Origin of the sequence: Streptomyces canus (assembly GCF_001514145.1) — a bacterium.
In the GTDB taxonomy this organism is placed as follows: domain Bacteria; phylum Actinomycetota; class Actinomycetes; order Streptomycetales; family Streptomycetaceae; genus Streptomyces; species Streptomyces canus.
Map to the genome: position 1 here is coordinate 475681 of NZ_KQ948657.1, position 21310 is coordinate 496990.

Genomic DNA, 21310 nt, shown 5'->3' on the forward strand with positions numbered 1-21310 from the left:
GGATCAGGGTCCCGGAATCATCACCACCACGTGACGATTGCACCACGCAGGGCGATCGGTCGGCGCGGGCCGGGCAGCCTTCCCCGTATGAACGCGTGCGGATGCGGCGAGGACCAAATTCCCTGGATGCTGGCGAAATTCGGTTTCCTGGGCTCGGCGGGGCTGATCCTGGGAATACTGATCACCATGATCGCGGCGGGCTGGCTGCTGTCCTCGCTGGTGTGGCTGGTACGCCGACGCCACACACCGGCACCGGCACCGGCACCGATCGACGAACCCTCGCAGCACCCTCTGGCGGGATTCACCTGGACGGACGAGCCGCCCCGCGGGGCCTGAGCCCTGCCGAGTCCCGCCCTGAGCCGCGGCCAGTTCGCACCACACGTACTTTCCCCGGCTGCCGTGCCTGGACAAGGGCTGCCACCCCCAAAGGTCGGCACAGGCCCGCACCAACGCCAGCCCCCTCCCCTCCTCCCCTCCTCCGCCTCCGCAGGCGCCCCCAACTCACCGGGCGGCTCGGGAGGTTCAGGGTCCGCGTCCCAGGCCCCGATCCGCAGCGCCCCCGCCGAGCACTACGAATCAGGGTTGGCGGCCGGGCCACGTCGCTGGCCCAACTAGCCCGCATCCTCGATCTCTCCGAAGCGGGCCACATCACCGTCCGAGTCATCCCGTTCACGCTGGAGCGCTTCGACGACACGGGCAGCGCAATGATCTACGCCGGTGGCGGCATCCCGAGGTTGGACACTGTGGTCCGCGACGCTCCACACGGCACGGTGTTCATCGACGCGGAGGCCCAACTCGGTGTATTCCGAACACTCTTCCGTAGAGTAGAAGCGTCGTCACTCGATCCCGAACAGTCACGCGACCTGATCCACAATCTGGCCAAGGAGCTGTGAGGCACCCGATGAGCACACGCGAAAACTGGCGGAAGTCGTCCTACTCCGGCGGAGGCGACGGCAACGCCTGCGTGGAGATCGCAACCCGCCCCACCCACATAGCGATCCGTGACTCCAAGACCCCGACGAGGGCCACCCTCACCTTCCAGCCCGGCACGTTCACCACCTTCCTCGAAGCCCTCAAGTCCCCGCACTCCACCGCCCGATGACCGCCAGGGAAACTCCTCGCGGCGCTCCGCAACTTCCCACCCGCCGCTCCAGGACGCCCCGCTAGGGTGCAGCCCGTGAACGCCGAGAACCCCGACTTCATACGGGCCACCCGAACCGCGTACGACACGATCGCCGAGCCCTACACCGAGCAGTTCTCCGACTGGGCCGGCATCCCCACGCTGGACAGAACCCAGATCACCGGCTTCGCGGAGTTGGTGAAGGAGCAGAGCAAGGGCCCGGTGGCCGACATCGGCAGCGGCCCGGGCCACGTGACCGCCCGACTCGCCGCACTCGGCATCCCGGTCTTCGGCGTGGACGTCTCCCCGAAGATGGTCGAACTGGCCCGCAGAGCCCACCCGGACCTCCGCTTCCACGTGGGCTCGATGACGTCCCTGGATCTACCGTCGGAAACGCTGGGCGGCATCACGGCCCTGTACTCGATCATCCACGTCCCGGACGACCACCTCCCGACAGCCTTCGCAGAGTTCCACCGCGTCCTGGCCCCCGGCGCCCACGCCTTGATCGGCTTCCAGTACGAGCCCGGCGGCACCCACATGCACCTCGACGAACGCTTCGGCCACAAGATCTCCCTCGACTACTGGCTGCGCGCCCCCGAAGCCGTGGTCGAGCCCCTGGCCAAGGCAGGCTTCGAGGTGATCGTCCGCGTACTCAGGGAGCCCCTCGGCGAGGAGAAGCTGTCCCGGGCATACCTGGTGGCGCGGAAACCGGCCTAAGGACACATCGGCCCCGCCGGTCTCAGGACCAGGCGATCTCGCCATGGCGGTCGATGAAGCGGCCGGTGCCGGCGCCGGGCCCCTCCGTGGCGAGGGCGACGATCGCGTCCGTGCCCTCGGTGAGGGTCTGGGGGCCGCTGTGACCGTTCATGTCGGTCGCGGTGTAGCCGGGGTCGGCGGCGTTGACGCGAATGCCCTTGAGGCCCTTGGCGTACTGCGTGGTCAACATCGTCAGCGCCGCCTTCGAGGAGGCGTACAGCGGCACGACGACGTGCGACTCGGGCCGGCCGGGGTCGTGGGTGAAGGCGAGGGAGCCCATGCCACTGCTGACGTTGACGATCACGGGGTCGTCCGAGCGAATCCGGTGTTGATATTTCCCCACGAGACAACTTCAAAAGAACGTCAGTCACACCCCGCCAGGAGTCAAGACACTGAGGGACCAACCAGATTCATGGATTAGCGATACATCAAAGTGCTCATCATCCGCATCTGGACGTGAGGGAACCTTCTCCGATCCGGTCCGCGGATTGGGTCAGATCCGGTCGACCGAGGTCACCACACCCGTAGTCCCGCTATCGCGTACGTCATTTCATCAACTCTCCGGAGCCGACGCCTCTCGAAGGCTCCGAATGATCAGCTCAAGATCCGATTGCGCTTTCAAGCAAAACTCTCGGTCCTGGACATTGATGGCGTGAACGGTGCTCGCGAATGCAGGGTTTTCGAGACCCTGAGCTTCATTCAGGATTCGGGATGGCACGAGCACCCAGTTCCTCTTGGACCTGTCGAGTGTCCACTCGAGTTGGGTCTGCACACCTCGCACGACACTCTCGAGAAACTCCGCGATCTTGCCATGAGGCGACTTGTAGCGCCACCCCATATATGGCACTTGCGGATATCCGTACAGAGGGTGCATTTCCGCAGGCAAGGAGAACCATGCAAGCTCTCCGAATCTACTGAGCGCTTGCCTCGCCTGTACGCTTCGAGTCGACACAAGGAGAACCTTTCCTGAGTCACCAGAGGGGCCCCGAGTACCCGCCATTTTGAACGAAAAGCTTCTTCCCTGGATTCAGCAGTCGAATCGCCCGCTCATAGTCTCCATACGGAATTGGATTTGAACTCATTGCCGGGTCATACACATACCGACCATCCGTATAAACGTCATGATACCGATATTCCGTCACTATCCGACCCGAACTTTCAGGGATACTGATAACCGGATCATTCTTTATCGTAAAGTTAATGATTTTCCCTTGCCCTCCGGTCTCCCGAAGGATTCGCTCGGCCACCTCCGAACAGTCAATATTGCCGCCGGTTGGGGCCGACCGCATAGCTTCGACAGCACTTGCATCGGGAGGAAAATTGGGATTTGGCTCTCTGAAATCAAAGATCCCCCGACCTTCACCAGGGCCGCAGTCCGGTGCAAGCCCAAAGGAGTCGGATCGTGTATGCGGGTTGTTGACGTAGGCAGCGGGGTTGGGTGACGGGATGAGGCCGAGTGGGTCGGAGGCCGTGTAGCGGCCGCTCTCGGGATCGTAGTGCCGGAAGAAGTTGTAATGCAGGCCGGTCTCGGGGTCGTAGTACTGCCCCGGGAAGCGGAGTGGGGTGTACGCCGTGCTGTCCGTCGACCAGGCCGTTGTGCCCCACAGGGTGGTGCGGGTGCGCCAGGCTATGTCGCCGGCCTCGTCGATGAGTTCGGTCGGGGTGCCGACCAGGTCCGTGACGATGGCGAAGAAGCGGGAGTCGATCTCCTCCTGCGGGGTGTCGGCTGCTGTGATGCGTTCCGTCTGGGTGATGGGGTGCAGGCCCTGGTGGTCCCAGGTCAGGGTGACCGGGTTGGGGAGGGACGGGGACGTCGTGGTCTGTTCGCAGAGGGTCGTGCCGTCCCAGGTGAAGTCCACCTGTTCCAGGACCGATTCGCCGTCCGGCGCCAGGCGTTGTTTGGCGACGCGGCGGCCCAACGGGTCGTAGCGGTAGCGCCACGTCGCGCCGTCGGGGGTTGTCACCGCCGTCAGGCGGTCCTCCGCGTCCCATGCGTAGCGCCAGGTGTCCGGCTTGCGGGACAGGCGGGTTTTCTGGCGGAGGGTGATGCGGCCGGCTTCGTCGTGTTCGTAGCGGATGGCGCCGGCTCGGGTGATGCGGGTTCCGGTGTAGGAGCGGGTGCCGGTTGCTTCTTGGCCGGGGTGGGTGGAGGGCCAGGTCGCCTGTGTCTGGTTGCCCGCCTCGTCGTACGCGTACGTTTCCGTCCAGTTCGCCGCGTGGACCGCCGTCACCCGGCCCGCCACATCGACGTCGAAGTGGCGGGTACCGTTCAGGTCGTCGTCGATGGCGGTGAGGTTGCCGTCGGCTCGGTAGGTGTATGCGCGGTGCTGGAGGCGGTGGCCTGTCGGGCCGGTCAGGTCCTGTTTCGTCAGGCGGCCCAGGGGGTCGAAGGCCTGGGTCAGGGTCACCGAGTCGCCTATGTGGCGGGTCAGTTCGCGGCCTGCCTCGTCATGGGTGAAGGTGAGGGTGCGGCCCGACACCGCCATACCGGTGCGGTTGCCCGACGGGTCATACGACCACGTCGTCGTCGCGGCGGTGGGCGTGGTGCGGCTGGTGCGGCGGCCCAGCACGTCGTAGGTGTGCGTGAGCGTGCGGCCGTTGACCGTCTCCGACAGCACGCGGCCCGCTTCGTCCCGGTGCACGGTCAGGACCGCGTCCGGGCCCGTCGCCTCCGTCAGGGCGCCTGTCAGGTCGTATGCGTACGTCGTGACCGCCCCGGCCGCGTCCTTGCGGATCACCTGGCCAAGGACGTCCCGCTCGAAGTGGATCGGCTGGCCGGATGCGGTTGTGGTGCCTCTCAGTTGCCCCGCCGGGTCATGGTCGTACGTCAGCCTGCGGTCGTCGAAGTCCGTCTCCGCGATGAGGCGGCCCGCCGGGTCGTACTCGTAACTCCACGTCAGGCCCTGTGGGTTGCTGACCTTCGTCAGGCGTAGTTCCGTGTCGTGGGCGAACTCGTAGCGCACGCCGTCCGGGCCCGTGCGGGCCGCCAGCAGGTCGAAGTGGGTGTACTCGTAGCGGGAGACGGCGCCCAACGCGTCCGTGTGGGCCGTGCAGTTGCCCTCGCCGTCGTACGTCCAGGATTCCGCCGTGCCGTCCGCCGCCGTACGGCGGGACAGGCGGCCCTCCACCGTCCACTCCAGGTGGGTGACGGAGCCCGTCGGGTCCGTGATCGTCACCGGGCGGCCGAAGGCGTCGCGTTCGTAGCGGGTCACCGCGCCCAGCGGGTCGGTGATCTCCAGGGGCAGGCCCGCCGCATTGCAGCGGACCCGCGTGGTGTCCCCGAGCGCGTTGGTGACGGACTCCAGGTGACCCTGGTCGTCGTACGTGAAGCGAGTCGTCGTCCCCGAGGTTTCGGTCACCGCCGTGCGGTTGCCGAACTCGTCGAACTGCTGGGTGACTTGGGTGCCATCCGCACCGGTCACCGCGACGGGCAGGCCGTCATCGCTGTAGGCGATGCTGGTGTAGCGGCCGTCCGGGCGGATCGCCAGGACCGTGCGGCCCGCCCCGTCGTAGGCGTAGCTGCGGGTTCGGCCCAGTGGGTCGGTGACGGTCAGCGGGCGGTGGGCGTGGTCGTAGGTGGTGTGCGTCGTGGCGCCGTCCGGGGCGGTTTCCGCCACCACCTGAAGGTCGCCGTTGACCTCGTAACGCGTGCTGTGACCCAGCGAGTTGACCGCTGTGACGGTTCGACGACCGGTGGTCGAGTCCGGGTCGCCGTAGGTGTACGTGTTGCTCAGGTGGCCCGCCTCGCCGCCCTGAGAAACACACCGGTCCTCGTCGTCGTAGGTGTAGTGGTACGAGGAGTCGTTCGTGTCCGTCCACGCCGTGACCCGGCCGATCGCGTCGTTGGCGAACCGGGTCGGCAGCCCCGAGGAGTTCGTCACCGTCGACAGGTGGCCGTGCGCGTCGTACGTGAAGCGGATCAATTCGATGTCGTCGGCCAGGTGCAAGGCGGTGATGCGGCCGTCCTCGGTCGTGATCCTCAGGTCGTAGCCGGCCGAGTGCACGATGCCCGTGGGGGCGCCCTCGTCGTCGTACTCGAAGGTGAGCCACTGGCTGCCGGAGCGGTCGATGACCTGCGCCAACAGAGCTATGCCGTCGCCGCCCGGGCCCGCGAAGTCCCAGACGCGGCCGGACTCCGGGTCGGTGACCGTGTAGTCGCCCCACTCGTCCACCGTCAGCGGCCAGGAAGCGCCCGCCGGCGGCAGCACCGGTACACCTGGCGCCGGGTGCGGATACGCCAGCAACGAGCCGTCCTCGCGGACGAAGATGACGCCCTCCGCGTCGATCTCCAGGCGCTGGTCTGCCGTCGACGTCCAGCACGGGCCGAACCAGCGGCCCGCCCGGTACGACGACTCGAACTGGCGGGAGAAGACCAGTGGAAGCCGGGCCGGTAGCGTCACATCCGTCTGCGGGAGGGACATCCGGCCGGTGGCCATGTCGATCGGGTCGCCGCCGAACAGCTTGCACTTCAGTTCCCGGGCGACGTCCATGAGCCCCCGGCGCGTGCCTTGGCGCGCGGCTCCCGTCGCCGCGTCCTTGGCAACCCCGCGCAAAGCATCACGCGCAGCCGCCCGGCCCACCCCTCCCGCGCCCTTCCCCCCGATCAGGTTCGACGCGAGATAGCCCATCGCGTCTCCGGGGTCGCTCGACCACCCCGTCCCCAGGATCGACATCGGCAGGCGCTCCGGGTGGGCCGCCGTCCCCACCAGGCCCGCCAGCAGCATCTGTGAGTTCTTCGACCACTCGCCCGGGTGGGTCAGGTTGTACGGGTCCAGCGGATTCACCGTGCGGGCCAGTTTCAGCACGTCCGTGCCGCCGCGCAGGAGGCCGCCCAGGACGTGGACCGAGTTGAGCTGGGTGCCGACGAACAGGTCCGCCGCGCCCGCGCCCAGGCGGTCGGTGAACTCCGGTTTCGGCGGGGCCGACTGCAGGGCGGCGGCTATCTTGCGGCGGGCGTCCTGCGCCACCTCGGTGCGCTGGCTGCGGGCGTGGGACAGGATCTCCTCCGCCTCCTGGCGGCCTGTCGTGCCCGGGTCGACGAAATCGCCGGGCTTCGTCGGCTTCACGCCCGGGTCGCCGCCCGTCTCGGCGGTCGCGTTGTATCGCTCGGCCGCCCGGTTGTACGCCGACACCTGCGCGTCGTAGGCGTCCGCCGCCCGCCGGGAGGCGTCCTGCGCCCGGCGGTAGGTGTCGATCGCCAGCTGTGCCCGCCGCTGCGCCCACCCCACCATGTCCGCGTACGCGTCCAGAGCGGTGGCCGCCGCCGTGCACGCGTCCGCCGCCGTCAGCCACTGCTTCGGCTGCACGTCGAACTTCGCGCGGAACGCATCCGCGGCCTGGCCCCGCCACTCGCCCGGGTCCAGCGAGCGCATGCCCTGGCCGACGTTCTCGAAGGCGCCCGCGAACTTCCGCAGATGCCCGGCCCGTTCGCGGAGGGCCGGCTCGCTGCCGTGGACCAGTTCCTTCGGGTCCTCGCTCTCGCCCAGCGCGCGCTCGGCCACCGTGCCGCCCAGGCGGTTGTTCACGCTCTCACCGACGTCGCGGACCTTCTCGGCCGCGCCGTCCGCGCCCACGTCCGACAGCAGTCCCGCCGTCTTGTCGGCGCCCCAGCCGACCGCCTCGCCGACGCCCTTGTTCAGGCTGTCGGACGCGCTCTCCAGGCCGTCGCCGAAATCGTCGACCAGATCCCCGAAGCCCATCAGCCCTCGCCTTCCCCGTCGGAAGCCGAAGAGGGCGGACCGCTCCACTGCCAGTCCGTCCGGGGATCGAAGAACGCGTCCGGCGTCACCGTCGACGTCTCCACGTCCTCCGCCGCCTGCGACCAGGCCGCCTTCACCTCGTCCTGCCCCGCCGTGAAGGACTCCGCGCTGTAGTCGGCGTTCGCCACCTGGGAGACCGGGTTGTCCTTCAGCGTCTGGGACCAGGAACGTTCCTTCACCTCGTCCGGGGAGAGATACGGGTTGCCCGTGCCCGCCGTCCACACCGACTTCAAGGTGTCGGAGACGTACTGCTCCTGCTCGTGGTAGACCCCCGCCGACAGCCCCAGCCGGCCCGCGAACTCGTTCGCGTCCCGCATCAGCGAACGCACGCCCCAGCCCCAGCGGTCGCAGAAGTCCCCGAACACCTGCTGGAGGCCGTCGTCGCCCACCTCCAGGCCCGTCATCGACAGGTCGTCGAAGCCGCGGCCCAGGTTCGCCTCGAGGTCGAAGCCGAACTCCTTCAGTTCGGCCATCGCCTGGTTGATGCCACGGGTGATCCGTTCCATCGCCTCCGGATCGACCTGGTAGCCGTCGCTCATGCCGCCGACTCCTTCGAGGGGACGTCCACGGCCACCGCGTCCGGCACGATCCCCGTGACCGGCGGCAGTACGAAACCCGTCGGGCTCCCCGCGTCCACCGCTATCCCGGCCGGACCGCCCACCTTCGGGATCACCTGGTCCAGCAGCCGCGCCCCGTACACAGGTATTCGCTCCGGCACAGGCTCCCCGCGCGCCTCGGCGAAACGCTCCAACGCCGCCTCGTCCGTGAAGGCGAACAGCCAGCGGATACCGCCCGACTCCGCCGACAGCAACGAACCGTCCACGACGGGCGCCAGCACCGCGCTGCGCCGGAACTCCCCCACGACCGCACGCAGGTTGCCCTGCCGCAACGCCTCGGCACTCACTCCAGCCGCCCCCGTCGTAGCCCTCATCGAACGTCGCACAAGTGAACGACGATGCTAGACGATGCAGTTGAGATTCAGCCCGTCGCCACCGCCGACAGCCGGTGCACATCCCGTGCCGTCCCCGTGACCCCGGACAGGAACCCCTGCGCCCGCGGCGAAGCCGTCTCCGTCAGCCAGTCCGGGTCGATGTCGCAGACCGCCACACGGACCTCCGTGCCGGCCAGCGCCAGGGGCAGCGTGTGCACCACGGTGGACGGGAAGCTGAGGATCGTACGGCCGATCGGGCCGCGGCGGGCGATCAGCTCCAGGGGGAGGTCCGGGCGGACGATCTCCAATCCCGTCTCCACGGCCAGTCGGTGGAGCTTCTCCGTGGACTCGCGGCGGTGGGCGAAGTAGCGGGTCGCGCCGAGGGTCTTGGCCAGGCGGGTGACCGCTTCCAGGTAGCGGTCGGCGTCCACCACGCCGGTCTCCACCAGCGAGGTGCCGACCATGTCCGCGCCCTTCGTGATGCGCGGCGGGCCGAAGCGGCCGCGGGTCCAGGCGAAGGAATTCACCGACATCGTCACTCCCGGCGGCGCCTCCTCCATCGGCATCGAGGTGAATATCTCGACTCCCCGGCCCGCCCCCGGCGTCAGGCGCTTGCGGGCCGCCGCCGAGATCGGGGCGAAGACCAGGTCCCGGGGGCTCGGGCGGCCGCCCTTGCGGTGCCAGCGCACCAGGCGTTCGCCACGGGCCAGTTGGGACACGAACTCCATCGTCGCCGTGCCGTCGTCGACCACGACCAGGTCGGTGGCGCGGGTGATGGTCAGGAGCAGCTGGACATAGCGGGAGAAGGGGTCGCCCAGGACCACGCGGTCCGCCTTGCGGAGCATGCCCGCGAGGCCCCCGATGGTCTGGAAGGGGGCCGCGGGGCCGCCCCTCGCCTCCTCCCAGCGGACCTCGTGGCCCTCCTCGCGGGCGAGTTCCGCCATCCGGCGCAGCTGGCCGCGGGTCATGGGGTCGGTCGGGGACAGCACGACGAGGGTGAGCTCCGCGCCGGGCGCGTGACCGTGCGCCCACTCCAGCACGTTCAGCAGCTGGACCGGGCTCTCGACGAACGCGAGAGTGTGGGGGCCGGTGTTCCCGGCGCGGGGGCTCATCGACGTACGACCGTCCCGTCGTAAGGCGCTCATGCGGCGCTCGTATGCAGAGGGCGCACCGGGTCCTCAGGCAGCCGACACCTGAGGACCCGGCACCTGAGGACTCGACGCCTGGTGGCTCAGACCGAGACCGGCTCGCCCGCGGCGGCGGCGATCTCCGCCTCGGCGACCACGCCGGTGACGCGGCGCAGCTTCTTCATGGGGCCGAGCTCGGAGTCGTAGACCTTCTTGACGCCGTCACCGAGGGAGGCCTCGATGGTGCGGATGTCGCGGACCAGGCGGGTGAGGCCCTGCGGCTCCACCGACGCGGCCTGGTCGGAGCCCCACATCGCGCGGTCGAGGGTGATGTGGCGCTCGACGAAGGTGGCGCCCAGGGCGACCGCCGCGAGGGTGGTCTGCAGACCCGTCTCGTGGCCGGAGTAGCCGATCGGGACGTTCGGGTACTCCTCCTGCAGGGTGTTGATCACGCGCAGGTTGAGCTCCTCGGCCTTCGCCGGGTAGGTCGAAGTGGCGTGGCAGAGAAGGATGTTCTCCGAGCCGAGGACCTCGACCGCGTGGCGGATCTGCTTCGGGGTCGACATGCCGGAGGACAGGATGATCGTGCGGCCGGTGGCGCGCAGGGCGCGCAGCAGCTCGTCGTCCGTGAGGGAGGCGCTCGCCACCTTGTGGGCCGGGACGTCGAACTTCTCCAGGAAGGCGACGGCCTCGGTGTCCCACGGGGAGGCGAACCAGGCGATGTTCTTGCTCTTGCAGTACTCGTCGATCTGGCGGTACTCGTCCTCGCCGAACTCCACGCGGTGGCGGTAGTCGATGTAGGTCATCCGGCCCCAGGGGGTGTCGCGCTCGATGTCCCACTGGTCGCGCGGGGTGCAGATCTCGGGGGTGCGCTTCTGGAACTTGACGGCGTCGCAGCCGGCCTCGGCGGCCACGTCGATGAGCTTGAAGGCGTTCTCCAGCTCGCCGTTGTGGTTGATGCCGATCTCGCCGCAGATGTAGACGGGCTGGCCGGGACCGGCGATGCGCTCGGTGCCGAACGTGCGGAGGCGGGAGTTAACAGACATGACGGGAACGTTCCTTAACTGTCGAGGGAGTCGAGAGAGGGGCCGAGGATCCAGCTGGCGATCTCTCGGATCGCGCCGTCGCCACCGGGGACGGTGGTGACCGCACGGGCGGCGCCGCGTACCACGTCGTGGGCGCTCGCGACCGCCACGGGCCAGCCCACGAGGGCGAAGCACGGGAGGTCGTTGACGTCGTTGCCGACGTAGAGCACGCGCTCGGGCGCGATGCCCTGCTCCTCGCACCACTGCTTCAGTGCGAGGTCCTTCCGGTCGATGCCGTGCAGCACGGGGATCTTCAGCTTCCGTGCGCGGGCGGCGACGACCGGGTTCTGCTCCGTGGAGAGGGTCAGCATCTTCAGGCCCGACCTGCGCAGGGCGGCGATGCCGAGTCCGTCTCCGCGGTGCACGGAGACGAACTCCTTTCCATCGGCGTCGATCAGCACCCGGTCGTCGGTCTGGGTGCCGTCGAAGTCCAGTACGACCGCGTCCACGTCGCCGAAGGACGGCAGGGCGCCGGCGCGGTCCGCGTCGAAGAGGGGGGCCAGCGCGCGGGCGCGGGCCAGGTCGTGCGGGTCGTCGATCTCCAGCACGCGCGCGGGGTCCGTGCGGACGAGTTCGGTGCGGCCGAAGAAGCGGTGCTGGTGCTTGCGGAAGCCCGGCGCGTCCATCGCGTAGGCGGCGCCGGTCTCCAGGAAGTCCTGGGGGCGGTCCTGGCGGCGGGGGCGGTAGGACTTGTCGTGGTTGACGCCGTGGCCGCCACCGGTGGCCGCGTCCTGTGCGGACTCGGCGTCCCGCCAGATGAAGCCGTGGAAGGGGGCCACGGTGACGGCGGTGTCCGCGCCGTCCTCGACGATCGCGGCGGCGACCCCGTCGATGTCCTCGCGGACGATGAACGGGCTGGTGCACTGCACGAACACCACGACGTCGACGGCCGCGCCGTGCAGGGCCTCGTGGGTGTCCAGGGCGTGCAGGACGGCGGCCTCCGAGGTCGCCGTGTCACCGGCGATGGCCGCGGGCCGCAGTACGACCTCGGCGCCGGCCTCACGGGCGGCGGCGGCGATCGCCTGGTCGTCGGTGGAGACCAGGACGTCGGTCACCAGCCGCGTGGCGAGGCACTCGCGTACGGCCCGTGCCACCAGCGGCACACCGCCCACCGGGGCGAGGTTCTTCGCGGGCACGCCCTTGGAGCCGCCGCGCGCGGGAATCACCGCGAGCACCCGGCGCACCGAAGCGCCTTGGCCCGCTTGCGGGTTGGACATGGGGTCTGCTCCTTGCGAGAGGCCTGGGAAGGTGTTCACAGCTCCCCCATTCGCCGGATCACCGGGGCCACCCGCTGCACCCCGTGCCGGTAGGCGCCCCGGGCCGCGCGGCGGACGATCTGCCGCACCGGGCCCGGCTCCTTGTCGTGGGCGGGGGCGCCGGGCAGCGGTGTGCCGTCGGGGCCGAGGTGGTGGCGGGCGAGGATGCCGGGGAGGTAACCGGGGGCGGTGACGGGTGTGTAGTACGGGGTCAGCGGGGGCCGCTCGGACGAGGCCAGCAGCTTGGCGATGCGCTCGCGCGCCCCGTCGAAGGCGTGTGCGTACGAGCCGTCCGGTACGACGCCCTGCCGGGCCACCCACTCCTCGTCGGGCACCGGCCGGTGGCCCGCGTCCAGTTGGTCCCAGGAGGCGAGGCAGCCGGAGCCCACGAAGTGGTGGTTGCCGAGCACCTCACGGACGCCGAGGTCGGTCAGGACCGCGGTCGGGACCCGGCGGTGCAGCGACTCCAGGGCGGCCGTGGAGCTGATGGTGACCAGCAGGTCGGTGCGGTCGAGGACTTCGCCCATGTTGCCGTACACCAGACGGAAGTTGGCCGGCGGATCGAGCCGCTGGATCAGCTTCTGGTACGGCAACTCCTCGATGTGCGTGGTGTGTTCGCCGGGCCTGGAGCGCAGCTTGAGCAGCACCTCGCGCTCGGGGTGCAGCCGGGCGTGGCCCACGAGCCGCTCCAGCAGGTACACCCGGTCCCTGCGGTTGTCGGGCACGGAGGGCTGGACCGCGAACACCACGGTGTACGGGTCGTGTTCGCCTTCGTAGGCCGCACCGCCCAGGAACGGCAGCGCCACCTCGGTCACGGAGGAGGCATCCGCGTCGACGCCCTCGTACACCGCGCGGAAGCGCTCGGCGTCCTGGCGGGAGTTGGCGAGGACCAGGTCGGCTCCGTGCCGCAGGAGCAGACCGTCGGCGAGCTTCTCGTAGACGACGCCGACATAGCCGGTGACGACCACGGGCCGCTTCTCCAGACCGTCCCAGACCCGCGCCAGCCCGTGCAGCATGGCCTGGACCCCACCGCCGACCAGGGCCAGCACGACGATGTCGTACGACGACTCGGCCATGGCGCGCAGGAACTCGACGGCGGTGACCTCCCGCAGGGAGTCCGCGCGCACACCGACCTCTTCGAGCTGGCGTGCGGTGGGTGTGGCCCGGCCGCGCAGCAGGAATCCGTCCAGCGCGAGGCCGACTTGCGCCCCGCCTCGCGGTCCGGCTTCCATGGACGGACCCGGAGCGATGCGGTCGGCGGTCAGCGCACCCCATTTCCAGCGGGTGTCGGAGTCCGCGAGGACGGCGATTCGAAGGGACTTCGTTGTACTTGGCGGCACAACGAAGACGCTAGGAAGCAATTTCTAGGTCCTGCCCAACCGCGAATCAACGAGAAGTTAACAAAAGCCCACCGAGAGCCGAACTGGCCCGCCGAAGACCGGGAAGTACACGGGATGCACCGTTCCGACACATCGAGTTCACCCACAGTCTCCCTGCCCGAAAGTTCCGCTGCCGGACCGCCTTCTAGCGTTTCTCGGGTGCCAAAGCTCTCCGTCATCGTGCCGTTCTACAACGTGCAGCAATACGCCCCGGACACCCTCCGAAGTCTTCGCATGAATGCGCGGCGAGATTTCGAGTTCGTGCTGGTGAACGACAAATCAAAGGACGAAACTCCGGCGATTCTCGACCGTGCGGCCGAGGAGCTCTCGGACGTCGCCCAGGTGCAGGTCCTCCACCACGAGACGAACGGAGGGCTCGCCACCGCGCGCAACACCGGCCTGGACGCGGCGCGCGGCGAGTACCTGACCTTCCTGGACGGCGACGACTGGCTCGCGCCGGGCTACCTCACGGAACTGGTCACCGCCATCGAGGAGTTGGGATGTGACTTCGTCCGCACCGACCATGTGCAGACCGTCGCGCGCGCCCGCACCGTGCACCGGGTCCCGATCGGACGGCGGGGCGAGGTGCTGAACCCGCGGGAGGCGATCCTGCCCGCCGACCGGTCGACCTCCGTGGACTACGCGTACGCGTGGGCCGGCGCCTACCACCGCCGCCTGCTGGACAAGGGCCTGCTGCACTTCACCGACGGGCTGCGCACGGCCGAGGACCGGCCGTGGATCTGGAAGCTGCACCGCGAGGCCGAGTCGTTCGCCGTGGTGAGTCTGCTGGGCGTGTTCTACCGGCGCGGGGTGGCCTCCTCCCTCACCCAGATCGGCGACGCCCGCCAGCTCGACTTCATCCGCGCCTTCGACCAGGTCGTCGAGGAGACGGCGGCGGACCGGGACGCCGACAAGCTGCTCCCCAAGGCGGTACGCACCTACTGCGCGATCATCGCCCACCATCTCTCCGACGAGTCCAAGTGGGAGCCGTCCGTGGCCAAGCAGCTGCGGGCGATGAGCGCGGCTGCCATACAGCGGATGCCGCAGGACGCGCTCGGTGACGTACTCGACACCATGGACCTGCGCCGCTCCGCCAAGCTGCGGCGACTGCGGCGGCGGATCACCACAGCGAAGGCGGCCGCGTGATGTCCCCCCTTACCCCCCGCACCACGCAGATCTTCTGCGCCTCCACGCTGTACGGCGCGGTCACCCTGGCCGCCGCGATCGACTCCGACCTCTTCGAGGAGGCCGAGCGCCGGGTGCTGCTGGTGTTCAACAACACCGCGACGCCGGAGACCTCGCTGCCGCTGGACGCGATGCCGGGCTTCGCTCCCCTGCGCGACCACTTCGACGAGGTGCTCTCCTGGAACGAGGCCATCCGCCCCTTCCACCCGGGCTCCTGGACCCCCCGCCCGGACGACATCCCCCTCTTCGAGCGCTATCTGCGGCTGCTGTGGGGCCTCGGCGAGGACCGTGTCGAACTGGTCCTGGAGTCCCTCCAGGTCGCCCCCGCCCTCACCGTCGCCCAGATCTTCACCGGCGCCCCGGTCGACGTCTACGCCGACGGCCTGATGAGTTACGGCCCCACCCGCAACAAGCTCGACCCGCTGGTCGGCACGCGCGTGCGGCGGCTGCTCCACCTGGACCTGATCGCGGGCCTCACGCCGATGCTGCTGACCGAGTTCGGCGTACCGCCGGTCGTGGTGCCGACGTCCGCCTTCCTGAAGGCGATGGGCGAACTGACCGCCTCCGTGGAGGAGTTGCCGCCGCTGCCGGACAACGCGGCGCTGCTGCTCGGCCAGTACCTCTCCGCGCTGGACATCCTCTCCCCCGTCGAGGAGGAGAACCTGCACGTACGGATGCTGAAGGGCGCGGTCGCCAAGGGGCACCGCTCGATCGTCTTCAAGCCGCACCCCAGCGCACCGGCCCGCTTCAGCCGTGCCCTGGAGGCCGAGGCCGAGAAGCTGGGCGTGGACCTCACCGTCCTGGACACTCCGGTGCTCGCCGAGGTGCTGTTCGAAAAGGCACGGCCCGCACTGGTCGTCGGCTGCTTCTCCACGGCGCTGTTCACGGCCTCCGCCCTCTACGACCTGCCGGCCGCCCGCATCGGCACCGAACTGCTCCTCGAGCGGCTGACGCCGTACCAGAACAGCAACCGGGTCCCGGTGGTGCTGGCCGACGCGGTGCTGGCGGATCTGGAGGGGCGCCGGAGTGAGGACGCGATCCCGGCCGGGGATCTGAACGCCCTGGTCACCGCGGTCGGATTCACCATGCAGCCGCAGATCTGTCCGAGCCTGCGGCCGACGGCGGAACGGTACCTCGCGAAGCACTTCAAGCCGCGCACCCAGCGCTACTTCAAGCGCAAGCGGCTCACCTCGCTGGGCCTGCCCGGTGGCATCCCCGAGCGGCTGGCCTTCCTGCCGCGCAGCTCCACCGCGCGCCGAGTGGTGCGGCGGGCCCGGGCGCTGAAGAAGGCCGTGAAGCGCTGAACGAACCGTGAGTGAACACGGCGCACCTGGAACATGACGCCGGGGAAAAGGCCAGGTCACCCCGTCTGACCTGGCCCTACCATCGCCGGATGCGTATCCACCAGCTCGATGAAGCCAATGCCCGCATGCTGGCCCACGCACCATCCGTCAGGCCGGTCCCGACCAGCGACATCATCCGCGTCCACCGCAAGAAGCACCCGTACCGGGGCTACGCCGAGATCGACTCCCCGTACTGTCCGCCGTTCGTCATGTTCTGTGTGAACGACGACGCCGTCGCCCTCGACACCCTCTGGAACGGGCGGTTCGGCTACGAGCCCGGCAGCCTCGCCACCTGGGCCCGGCTCGCCGCGAGGAGCACGACGATCGCCGATGTCGGCGCGCACGTCGGCTACTTCTCGATGATCGCCGCGCTCTCCCGTCCGGAGGCGACGGTGCACTCCTTCGAGCCGGTGGACCAGATCCACGCCCGGCTCTCGGTGAACGTCCGGTCGAACGGCGTCCAGAACGTCAGGCTCCACCAGGCCGGGGTGTCCACCGCGGCGGGCTGGGCGGAGATCAGCGTCCGCTTCTCGGGAAACCTGTTGTCGACGGGCTCCACCCTGGAGCACTCCACCGCCGACGCCCAGCTCAAGCGCATTCGCCTGGTCTCCCTCGACGAGGTGTTCGCCGACACGAAACTGGACCTCATAAAGATCGACGTGGAGGGTCACGAGATGTCGGTCCTCGAAGGCGCCCGGCAGGTCCTGAAACGCGACCGGCCCGCCGTATTGCTGGAGGCACTCGCCGGCGCCCCGCTGGACCCGCTTCTCGCGGAATTCGACCCGCTCGGTTACGACTCCCACTGGATCGCCGAACTCGACGGTGAACTCGTTCCGTCCTCCGCGCCGCGGCCGCCCAAGACACGGAATCTGTTGTTCCTCCCCCGCGACTGACATCGGAACCCGAAATCGCGGCAGAAAGCCGAAGAGAAACAGGGAGGACGCCTTACCGACGCGGGTTGTTGGGCCGCGGTTCACAGGAGCTCCATAACTTCCCGCAACATGACCCAACAGGACATACGTCCGCCGTCCCCCGCTCCGGCTCCCGTCACGCTCGTGACCGTGGAGCAGGAGCCTGAGCGGGGGCGGCCATTGATCTCCTACGTCCTCCCCGTCTACAACGAGCGGGACGGCATCACCGCCTTCCACACCGAGCTCACCGCGGCCCTCGACAGCCGCCCGGAGCTGGACTTCGAGCTGGTGTACGTCAACGACGGCTCCACGGACGGCTCCCTGGAGCTGCTCAAGGGCCTCGCGGAGCGGGACGGACGGGTCCGGGTCGTCGACTTCGCGCGCAACTTCGGGCACCAGCTCGCCATCACCGCCGGGCTCGACCTCGCCCGGGGCGACGCGGTGATCGTGATGGACACCGACCTCCAGGACCCGCCGAAGGTCAGCCTGGAGCTGGTCGACGCCTGGCGCGAGGGGGCCGAGATCGTGCACGCGCGCCGGCGCTCCCGGCAGGACAGCGCGTTCAAGCGGGCCACCGCGCACCTGTACTACCGCGTCCTGCGCTCCTCCACCGACGTGGACATCCCGCTGGACACCGGGGACTTCCGGCTCCTGGACCGGCGGGTCGCCGACGAGCTGCGCAGGTACCGCGAGCGCAGCCGGTTCGTGCGCGGCATCGTCGCCTCGATGGGCTACCGGCAGACCGAGGTCGCCTTCGACCGCGACGAACGGTTCGCGGGCGAGACGAAGTACCCGCTGCGCAAGATGGCCCGGCTCGCGATCGACGGCGTGACCAGCTTCTCCACCGCCCCGCTGAAGATGATCACCCGGCTCGGCTTCGTGGTGCTCGCGCTGTCGCTGCTCGGCATCCTCTACGCGCTGGCCATGAAGTTCTTCCGGCCCGAGATCACCGTCTCCGGCTGGACGATGCTGATGTGCGTCGTGCTGTTCCTGGGCGGCACGCAGATGCTGTCGCTGGGCGTCATCGGGGCGTACATAGGGCGCATCTACAGCGAGGCACAGGGCCGGCCGCTGTATCTGGTGCGCGAGGTCGTCGGCGGTGACGGTGACCACTGACACCGCTCCCGCGCCCACCCCGCCCCGGATCACCCGCCAACTGCTGCGCTACACCCTCATCGGCGGCAGCGGCGTCGCTCTCGACCTGGTCGTCTTCCTGCTGCTGCACAACCTCACGGGGATGAACGAGCAGTTCGCCAACGCGCTGAGCACCACGCTCGGCATCGCCAGCAACTTCGCCCTGAACGCCCGGTTCACCTTCGAGCGCCGCGACCGGCTCGTGGTCCGCTTCCTGCGTTTCTACGCCGTCGGGCTGACCGGCATCGCCCTGACGAACCTGCTGTTCCTCGCCTTCACCGACGGCCTGGGGATCGACGCCAACCTGGTCAAGGCGGGTTCACTGCCGCTGGTCCTGGCGCTCCAGTTCGTGCTCAACAGAAAGTGGAGCTTCGCATGAACCTCGGCATCATCGGCGCGGGCGCCACCGGCCTGACGGCCGCCTGGGACGCCGTACGCGCCGGCCACCAGGTCACCATCCTGGAGGCAGCGGACGAACTCGGCGGGCTGGCCGCCTCGTTGGAGGTCGGCGGGGTTCCCCTGGAGCGCTACTACCACCACATCTTCCGCAGCGACAAGGCGATGATCGCGCTGATCGAGGAGCTGGGGCTCGGGGACGCGCTGCGCTTCCACAGGCCGACGACCGGCATCTACCGGGGTGGCCGGCTGATCGACTTCACCACGCCCTTCGACATGGTGCGCTTCCCGGAGTTCGGCCCGGTCGACGCGGTGCGCTTCGCCGGCTCCTCCGCGGTGCTCAAGGCGGTGCGCAAGGGGGACCGCTACAACGACCTCACCGCGCTGGCCTGGCTGCGCAAGTGGGCCGGGAAGAAGGCCACCGCCGCCGTCTGGGAGCCCCTGCTGACCGGCAAGTTCGGCGACCGCGCCGAACAGGTGTCGATGGCCTGGCTGTGGGCCCGGATCCACTGCCGGACCTTCGAACTCGGCTATGTGGACGGCGGGTTCGAGCGGGTCTACGCGGCGCTGCGGGACGGCATCGAGGAGCGCGGCGGCAAGGTGGAGTTCGGCAAGGCGGCCGGGACGATACGGCAGGACGGTGACCTGGTGTCGGTGCGCTGCGCGGACGGTTCCGCCTACGAGTTCGACCACCTGATCGTCACGACCCCGCAGCCGGCCTTCGCGAAGGCGGCGGGACTCCCGGCCGACGACTCGGTGTGGAAGAACCAGTACCTGGGCGCCACCTGCTTCGTGCTGGAACTGGACCGCAGCGCGATCCCGTACTACTGGCTCAACATCAACGAACCCGACTTCCCCTTCCTCGCGGTCGTCGAACACACCAAGATGATCGACCCGGCCGTCTACGGCGGGCGGCACATCCTCTACGTCGGCAATTACGTGGAGCGCGAGGACTGGCGCTTCACCACCGAGCCGAGTGAACTGCTCGACGCCTTCGTGCCGTATCTGAGGCGGATCAACCCGGCCTTCGAGAAGTCCTGGATCAAGGACTGGCACTTCTCGAAGGCCGGGTTCGCCCAGCCGGTGGTGACGCCGGAGTACCGTGCGCTGATCCCGGCCCACGAGACACCCATGAGCCGGGTCACGCTGGCGACGATGGCCCAGATCTACCCGCAGGACCGGGGCCAGAGCTACTCGGTGGCCATGGCCCGCGAGGTCGTCAGGTCCCTGGGGCTCAGCGCCTGACGCACAGCACCAGCCGCTCGCCCTCCTCGCCGCGCGGGCAGTCGTACACCGCGGTGACCCGGCGCCACAGCTCCGGGTCCACGCGGCCCGGCTGGAACCAGGGCCGCTCCAGGACGGCGTACGGGGCCGGGTCGTGGTCGACGCAGTCGGCGTTCTCCTTGAACGACTTCAGCTCGGCCACGTCCGGCAGATAGCGGGTGCGCTGGAGGAACGTGGCGATCGGGTAGCGGCACCGGGCCGGGTGGCCGACGTCGTACGCCGTCTCGCCGAAGGCGAGGTACAGCACGGGGGCTCCGGCGGGCAGTTCGGCACGGATGCGGTCGGCGTCCTCGGCGGCCCGCCGCTGCGACTGCAGGTACGCGGCGCCGGTGACGGTGACCTTGCCGTACTGCACCAGGTGCGGGGAGCCGGGCCAGATGCTCGCGGCCAGGAGCACCACGCCGGACAGGGCGACCAGGACGGCCGACCGGTTCCGCAGCCGTTTCTCCAGCACCACGTCCAGTACGGCCGCGAGCAGCGCGACCAGCCCCGCCGCCCACACCTCCCACGAGCGCTGCGCTCCCCTGGGCAACTGCGCGTACACCACGGGCGCCACGCCGTACAGCAGCGACACGGCCCCGAAGCACCACGGCGGCGAGCGGCGCGCTCCTCCGACCGCGACGCCCCAGACCACCGCGGCGACGACCGGCATCTGGGCCCCGTGGTAGAGGAACCAGTTGCCCTGGACGACCACGACCGCCTGCGCGGCGAGGCCGATGAGCGCGGCGACCGCCAGGAGTTCGGCCCGCCGCAGGCGCCCCTGGACCCGGGTCAGGACCAGCAGCAGCGCGCCCGGCAGCAGCAGCAGGACCGGACTGGCCACCGCGCGGTCGGCGAGGAAGTCCAGGGAACGGTCGAGGATGAAGTGCGGCCGGATGCCGGTACGGCTCAGTGCCGACTGGTTGATCTGCGGCATGTCCTCGGTCCACTGCCACTCGTGGCTGCCGGCGAGGACGCTGATGCCGAACAGGGCCAGTGCGGCGGGCACACCGAGCACCGCGACGCGTACCGCCCGGCCCCGGTCGACCGCGTAGACGAGGAGCACGCCGATCGCGGCGGTCGCGGCGGTGGAGTACTTCATCATCACCGCGAGGCCGAACGGGAGCGCGGCCAGCAGTGCGGCCGGCCAGGGCCGCCGGAGGCCGAGCGCGGCGGCCGCCCCGAACACCGCGAGGACGACGGCCGCCCACTCCGGCTGGAGGAAGTCGTTGCGGGGCGCGAGCGCCAGGACCAGTCCGGTGGCGCCGGCCGTCACGGCGGCCTCGCGGGCGCCCACGCGGCGGACCAGTGCCGCGTGGAGCGCATAGCCGGCGGCCATGGCCAGGAGGACCCCGGCCACGTTCATCGTCGCCTCGCGCACCGCCGTGCTCCCGAAGAAGGCGAGCCGGTCCAGGAACGCGACGAACCACCGGTAGAAGTACGGGCGGTGGGTGAAGACCTCCGACGGCGAGTAGCCGGCCGCGCGGCCGGTGCGCAGGGCGGCGAGGACGTAGTGGAGGTCGCCCGTCAGGCCGCGGGTGAGGGCCGTGTACACCACGGCCACCGCGGACGGCAGGGCGGCCGCCGCCCACCACTGGGGTGAGCGGCGGCCGGTGGTACGGGACCGGGTGACGGTGGCGTCACCGGCCAGGGTGCTTGTCACGG

At 69.5% G+C, this 21310-nt stretch carries 18 protein-coding genes and 2 pseudogenes; 10 read left to right on the forward strand and 10 right to left on the reverse strand.

The window, feature by feature from the left end; genetic code table 11:
• Window positions 1-126 precede the first annotated feature (126 nt).
• Complete coding sequence (locus tag AQJ46_RS07025; RefSeq protein WP_225887262.1) at window positions 127-336, forward strand: MYXO-CTERM sorting domain-containing protein; 210 nt, start codon at window positions 127-129, stop codon at window positions 334-336.
• 21 nt (window positions 337-357) lie between these two features.
• Here AQJ46_RS07025 and AQJ46_RS57090 read toward each other — a convergent pair.
• Window positions 358-566: pseudogene (locus AQJ46_RS57090) on the reverse strand (ATP-binding protein); the annotation flags it as partial.
• A 54-nt stretch (window positions 567-620) separates the two neighbouring features.
• On the opposite strand from AQJ46_RS57090, the gene AQJ46_RS57095 reads away from it, so the two are divergent.
• The 3 genes from AQJ46_RS57095 to AQJ46_RS07040 all read left to right on the forward strand — a co-directional run bounded on the left by AQJ46_RS57095 (window position 621) and on the right by AQJ46_RS07040 (window position 1837).
• Window positions 621-893 (forward strand): Scr1 family TA system antitoxin-like transcriptional regulator, encoded by a 273-nt coding sequence (locus tag AQJ46_RS57095; RefSeq protein WP_404828393.1) that lies wholly within the window; start codon window positions 621-623, stop codon window positions 891-893.
• An 8-nt stretch (window positions 894-901) separates the two neighbouring features.
• Entirely contained in the window at window positions 902-1102 is a 201-nt protein-coding gene (locus tag AQJ46_RS07035) for a DUF397 domain-containing protein (RefSeq protein ID WP_059204754.1), read from the forward strand.
• Window positions 1103-1177: 75 nt separating this feature from the next.
• Window positions 1178-1837: a class I SAM-dependent methyltransferase gene (locus AQJ46_RS07040; protein ID WP_059205133.1), complete on the forward strand. Its 660-nt coding sequence runs from the start codon at window positions 1178-1180 to the stop codon at window positions 1835-1837.
• Between the two features lie 22 nt (window positions 1838-1859).
• On the opposite strand, the pseudogene AQJ46_RS07045 reads toward AQJ46_RS07040, so the two are convergent.
• From AQJ46_RS07045 to AQJ46_RS07080, 8 genes and pseudogenes are all read right to left on the reverse strand, one after another.
• Window positions 1860-2195 (reverse strand): annotated as a pseudogene (locus AQJ46_RS07045) (SDR family NAD(P)-dependent oxidoreductase); the annotation flags it as partial.
• A gap of 652 nt (window positions 2196-2847) precedes the next feature.
• Window positions 2848-7575, reverse strand: coding sequence for a putative T7SS-secreted protein (locus AQJ46_RS07050; protein ID WP_225887263.1), 4728 nt, complete (start codon window positions 7573-7575; stop codon window positions 2848-2850).
• Window positions 7575-8174, reverse strand: a complete 600-nt coding sequence (locus AQJ46_RS07055; RefSeq protein ID WP_059204755.1) for a hypothetical protein — start codon at window positions 8172-8174, stop codon at window positions 7575-7577. Before AQJ46_RS07055 ends, AQJ46_RS07050 begins: the two co-directional genes overlap by 1 nt.
• A complete protein-coding gene (locus tag AQJ46_RS07060) occupies window positions 8171-8539 on the reverse strand; it encodes an SseB family protein (RefSeq protein WP_225887264.1) in 369 nt (122 codons plus the stop codon). Before AQJ46_RS07060 ends, AQJ46_RS07055 begins: the two co-directional genes overlap by 4 nt.
• Before the next feature lie 74 nt (window positions 8540-8613).
• Window positions 8614-9678 carry a hypothetical protein gene (locus AQJ46_RS07065; protein ID WP_059204756.1) on the reverse strand — a complete coding sequence of 355 codons (1065 nt, stop codon included), beginning with the start codon at window positions 9676-9678 and terminating at the stop codon, window positions 8614-8616.
• Window positions 9679-9797: 119 nt separating this feature from the next.
• Window positions 9798-10739, reverse strand: coding sequence for an N-acetylneuraminate synthase family protein (locus AQJ46_RS07070; protein ID WP_059204757.1), 942 nt, complete (start codon window positions 10737-10739; stop codon window positions 9798-9800).
• A gap of 14 nt (window positions 10740-10753) precedes the next feature.
• Window positions 10754-11995 (reverse strand): acylneuraminate cytidylyltransferase, encoded by a 1242-nt coding sequence (locus tag AQJ46_RS07075; RefSeq protein ID WP_057607724.1) that lies wholly within the window; start codon window positions 11993-11995, stop codon window positions 10754-10756.
• A 35-nt stretch (window positions 11996-12030) separates the two neighbouring features.
• Window positions 12031-13374: a DUF6716 putative glycosyltransferase gene (locus tag AQJ46_RS07080; RefSeq protein ID WP_079072164.1), complete on the reverse strand. Its 1344-nt coding sequence runs from the start codon at window positions 13372-13374 to the stop codon at window positions 12031-12033.
• A gap of 198 nt (window positions 13375-13572) precedes the next feature.
• Here AQJ46_RS07080 and AQJ46_RS07085 point away from each other — a divergent pair, with 198 nt between their 5' ends.
• From AQJ46_RS07085 to AQJ46_RS07110, 6 genes are all read left to right on the forward strand, one after another.
• On the forward strand, window positions 13573-14559 hold the full coding sequence (locus tag AQJ46_RS07085) for a glycosyltransferase family 2 protein (protein WP_059204759.1): 987 nt from the start codon (window positions 13573-13575) through the stop codon (window positions 14557-14559).
• Window positions 14559-15902, forward strand: coding sequence for an alpha-2,8-polysialyltransferase family protein (locus tag AQJ46_RS07090; RefSeq protein WP_059204760.1), 1344 nt, complete (start codon window positions 14559-14561; stop codon window positions 15900-15902). The genes AQJ46_RS07085 and AQJ46_RS07090 overlap by 1 nt, the downstream gene beginning before the upstream one ends.
• A gap of 89 nt (window positions 15903-15991) precedes the next feature.
• The gene (locus AQJ46_RS07095; RefSeq protein WP_159063997.1) at window positions 15992-16834 is read left to right on the forward strand and encodes an FkbM family methyltransferase; all 843 of its coding nucleotides are present in this window, start codon (window positions 15992-15994) and stop codon (window positions 16832-16834) included.
• Window positions 16835-16942: 108 nt separating this feature from the next.
• Entirely contained in the window at window positions 16943-17968 is a 1026-nt protein-coding gene (locus AQJ46_RS07100) for a glycosyltransferase family 2 protein (RefSeq protein ID WP_059204762.1), read from the forward strand.
• Complete coding sequence (locus AQJ46_RS07105; RefSeq protein ID WP_059204763.1) at window positions 17952-18365, forward strand: GtrA family protein; 414 nt, start codon at window positions 17952-17954, stop codon at window positions 18363-18365. Before AQJ46_RS07100 ends, AQJ46_RS07105 begins: the two co-directional genes overlap by 17 nt.
• Window positions 18362-19627 carry an NAD(P)/FAD-dependent oxidoreductase gene (locus AQJ46_RS07110; RefSeq protein ID WP_059204764.1) on the forward strand — a complete coding sequence of 422 codons (1266 nt, stop codon included), beginning with the start codon at window positions 18362-18364 and terminating at the stop codon, window positions 19625-19627. The genes AQJ46_RS07105 and AQJ46_RS07110 overlap by 4 nt, the downstream gene beginning before the upstream one ends.
• Here the strand turns inward: AQJ46_RS07110 and AQJ46_RS07115 are convergent.
• Window positions 19617-21308: a hypothetical protein gene (locus AQJ46_RS07115; protein ID WP_059205136.1), complete on the reverse strand. Its 1692-nt coding sequence runs from the start codon at window positions 21306-21308 to the stop codon at window positions 19617-19619. The two genes, AQJ46_RS07110 and AQJ46_RS07115, sit on opposite strands and share 11 nt — an antisense overlap.
• Window positions 21309-21310: the final 2 nt, after the last annotated feature.

Excerpts from the sequence above, each read along its gene's own strand:
- AQJ46_RS07025 (WP_225887262.1), top strand. The coding sequence starts at position 127 with ATGCTGGCGAAATTCGGTTTCCTGGGCTCGGCGGGGCTGATCCTGGGA.
- AQJ46_RS07035 (WP_059204754.1), top strand. The coding sequence starts at position 902 with ATGAGCACACGCGAAAACTGGCGGAAGTCGTCCTACTCCGGCGGAGGC.
- AQJ46_RS07050 (WP_225887263.1), bottom strand. The coding sequence starts at position 7,575 with ATGGGCTTCGGGGATCTGGTCGACGATTTCGGCGACGGCCTGGAGAGC.
- AQJ46_RS07055 (WP_059204755.1), bottom strand. The coding sequence starts at position 8,174 with ATGAGCGACGGCTACCAGGTCGATCCGGAGGCGATGGAACGGATCACC.
- AQJ46_RS07065 (WP_059204756.1), bottom strand. The coding sequence starts at position 9,678 with ATGAGCCCCCGCGCCGGGAACACCGGCCCCCACACTCTCGCGTTCGTC.
- AQJ46_RS07070 (WP_059204757.1), bottom strand. The coding sequence starts at position 10,739 with ATGTCTGTTAACTCCCGCCTCCGCACGTTCGGCACCGAGCGCATCGCC.
- AQJ46_RS07075 (WP_057607724.1), bottom strand. The coding sequence starts at position 11,995 with ATGTCCAACCCGCAAGCGGGCCAAGGCGCTTCGGTGCGCCGGGTGCTC.
- AQJ46_RS07090 (WP_059204760.1), top strand. The coding sequence starts at position 14,559 with ATGTCCCCCCTTACCCCCCGCACCACGCAGATCTTCTGCGCCTCCACG.
- AQJ46_RS07095 (WP_159063997.1), top strand. The coding sequence starts at position 15,992 with ATGCGTATCCACCAGCTCGATGAAGCCAATGCCCGCATGCTGGCCCAC.
- AQJ46_RS07100 (WP_059204762.1), top strand. The coding sequence starts at position 16,943 with ATGACCCAACAGGACATACGTCCGCCGTCCCCCGCTCCGGCTCCCGTC.
- AQJ46_RS07110 (WP_059204764.1), top strand. The coding sequence starts at position 18,362 with ATGAACCTCGGCATCATCGGCGCGGGCGCCACCGGCCTGACGGCCGCC.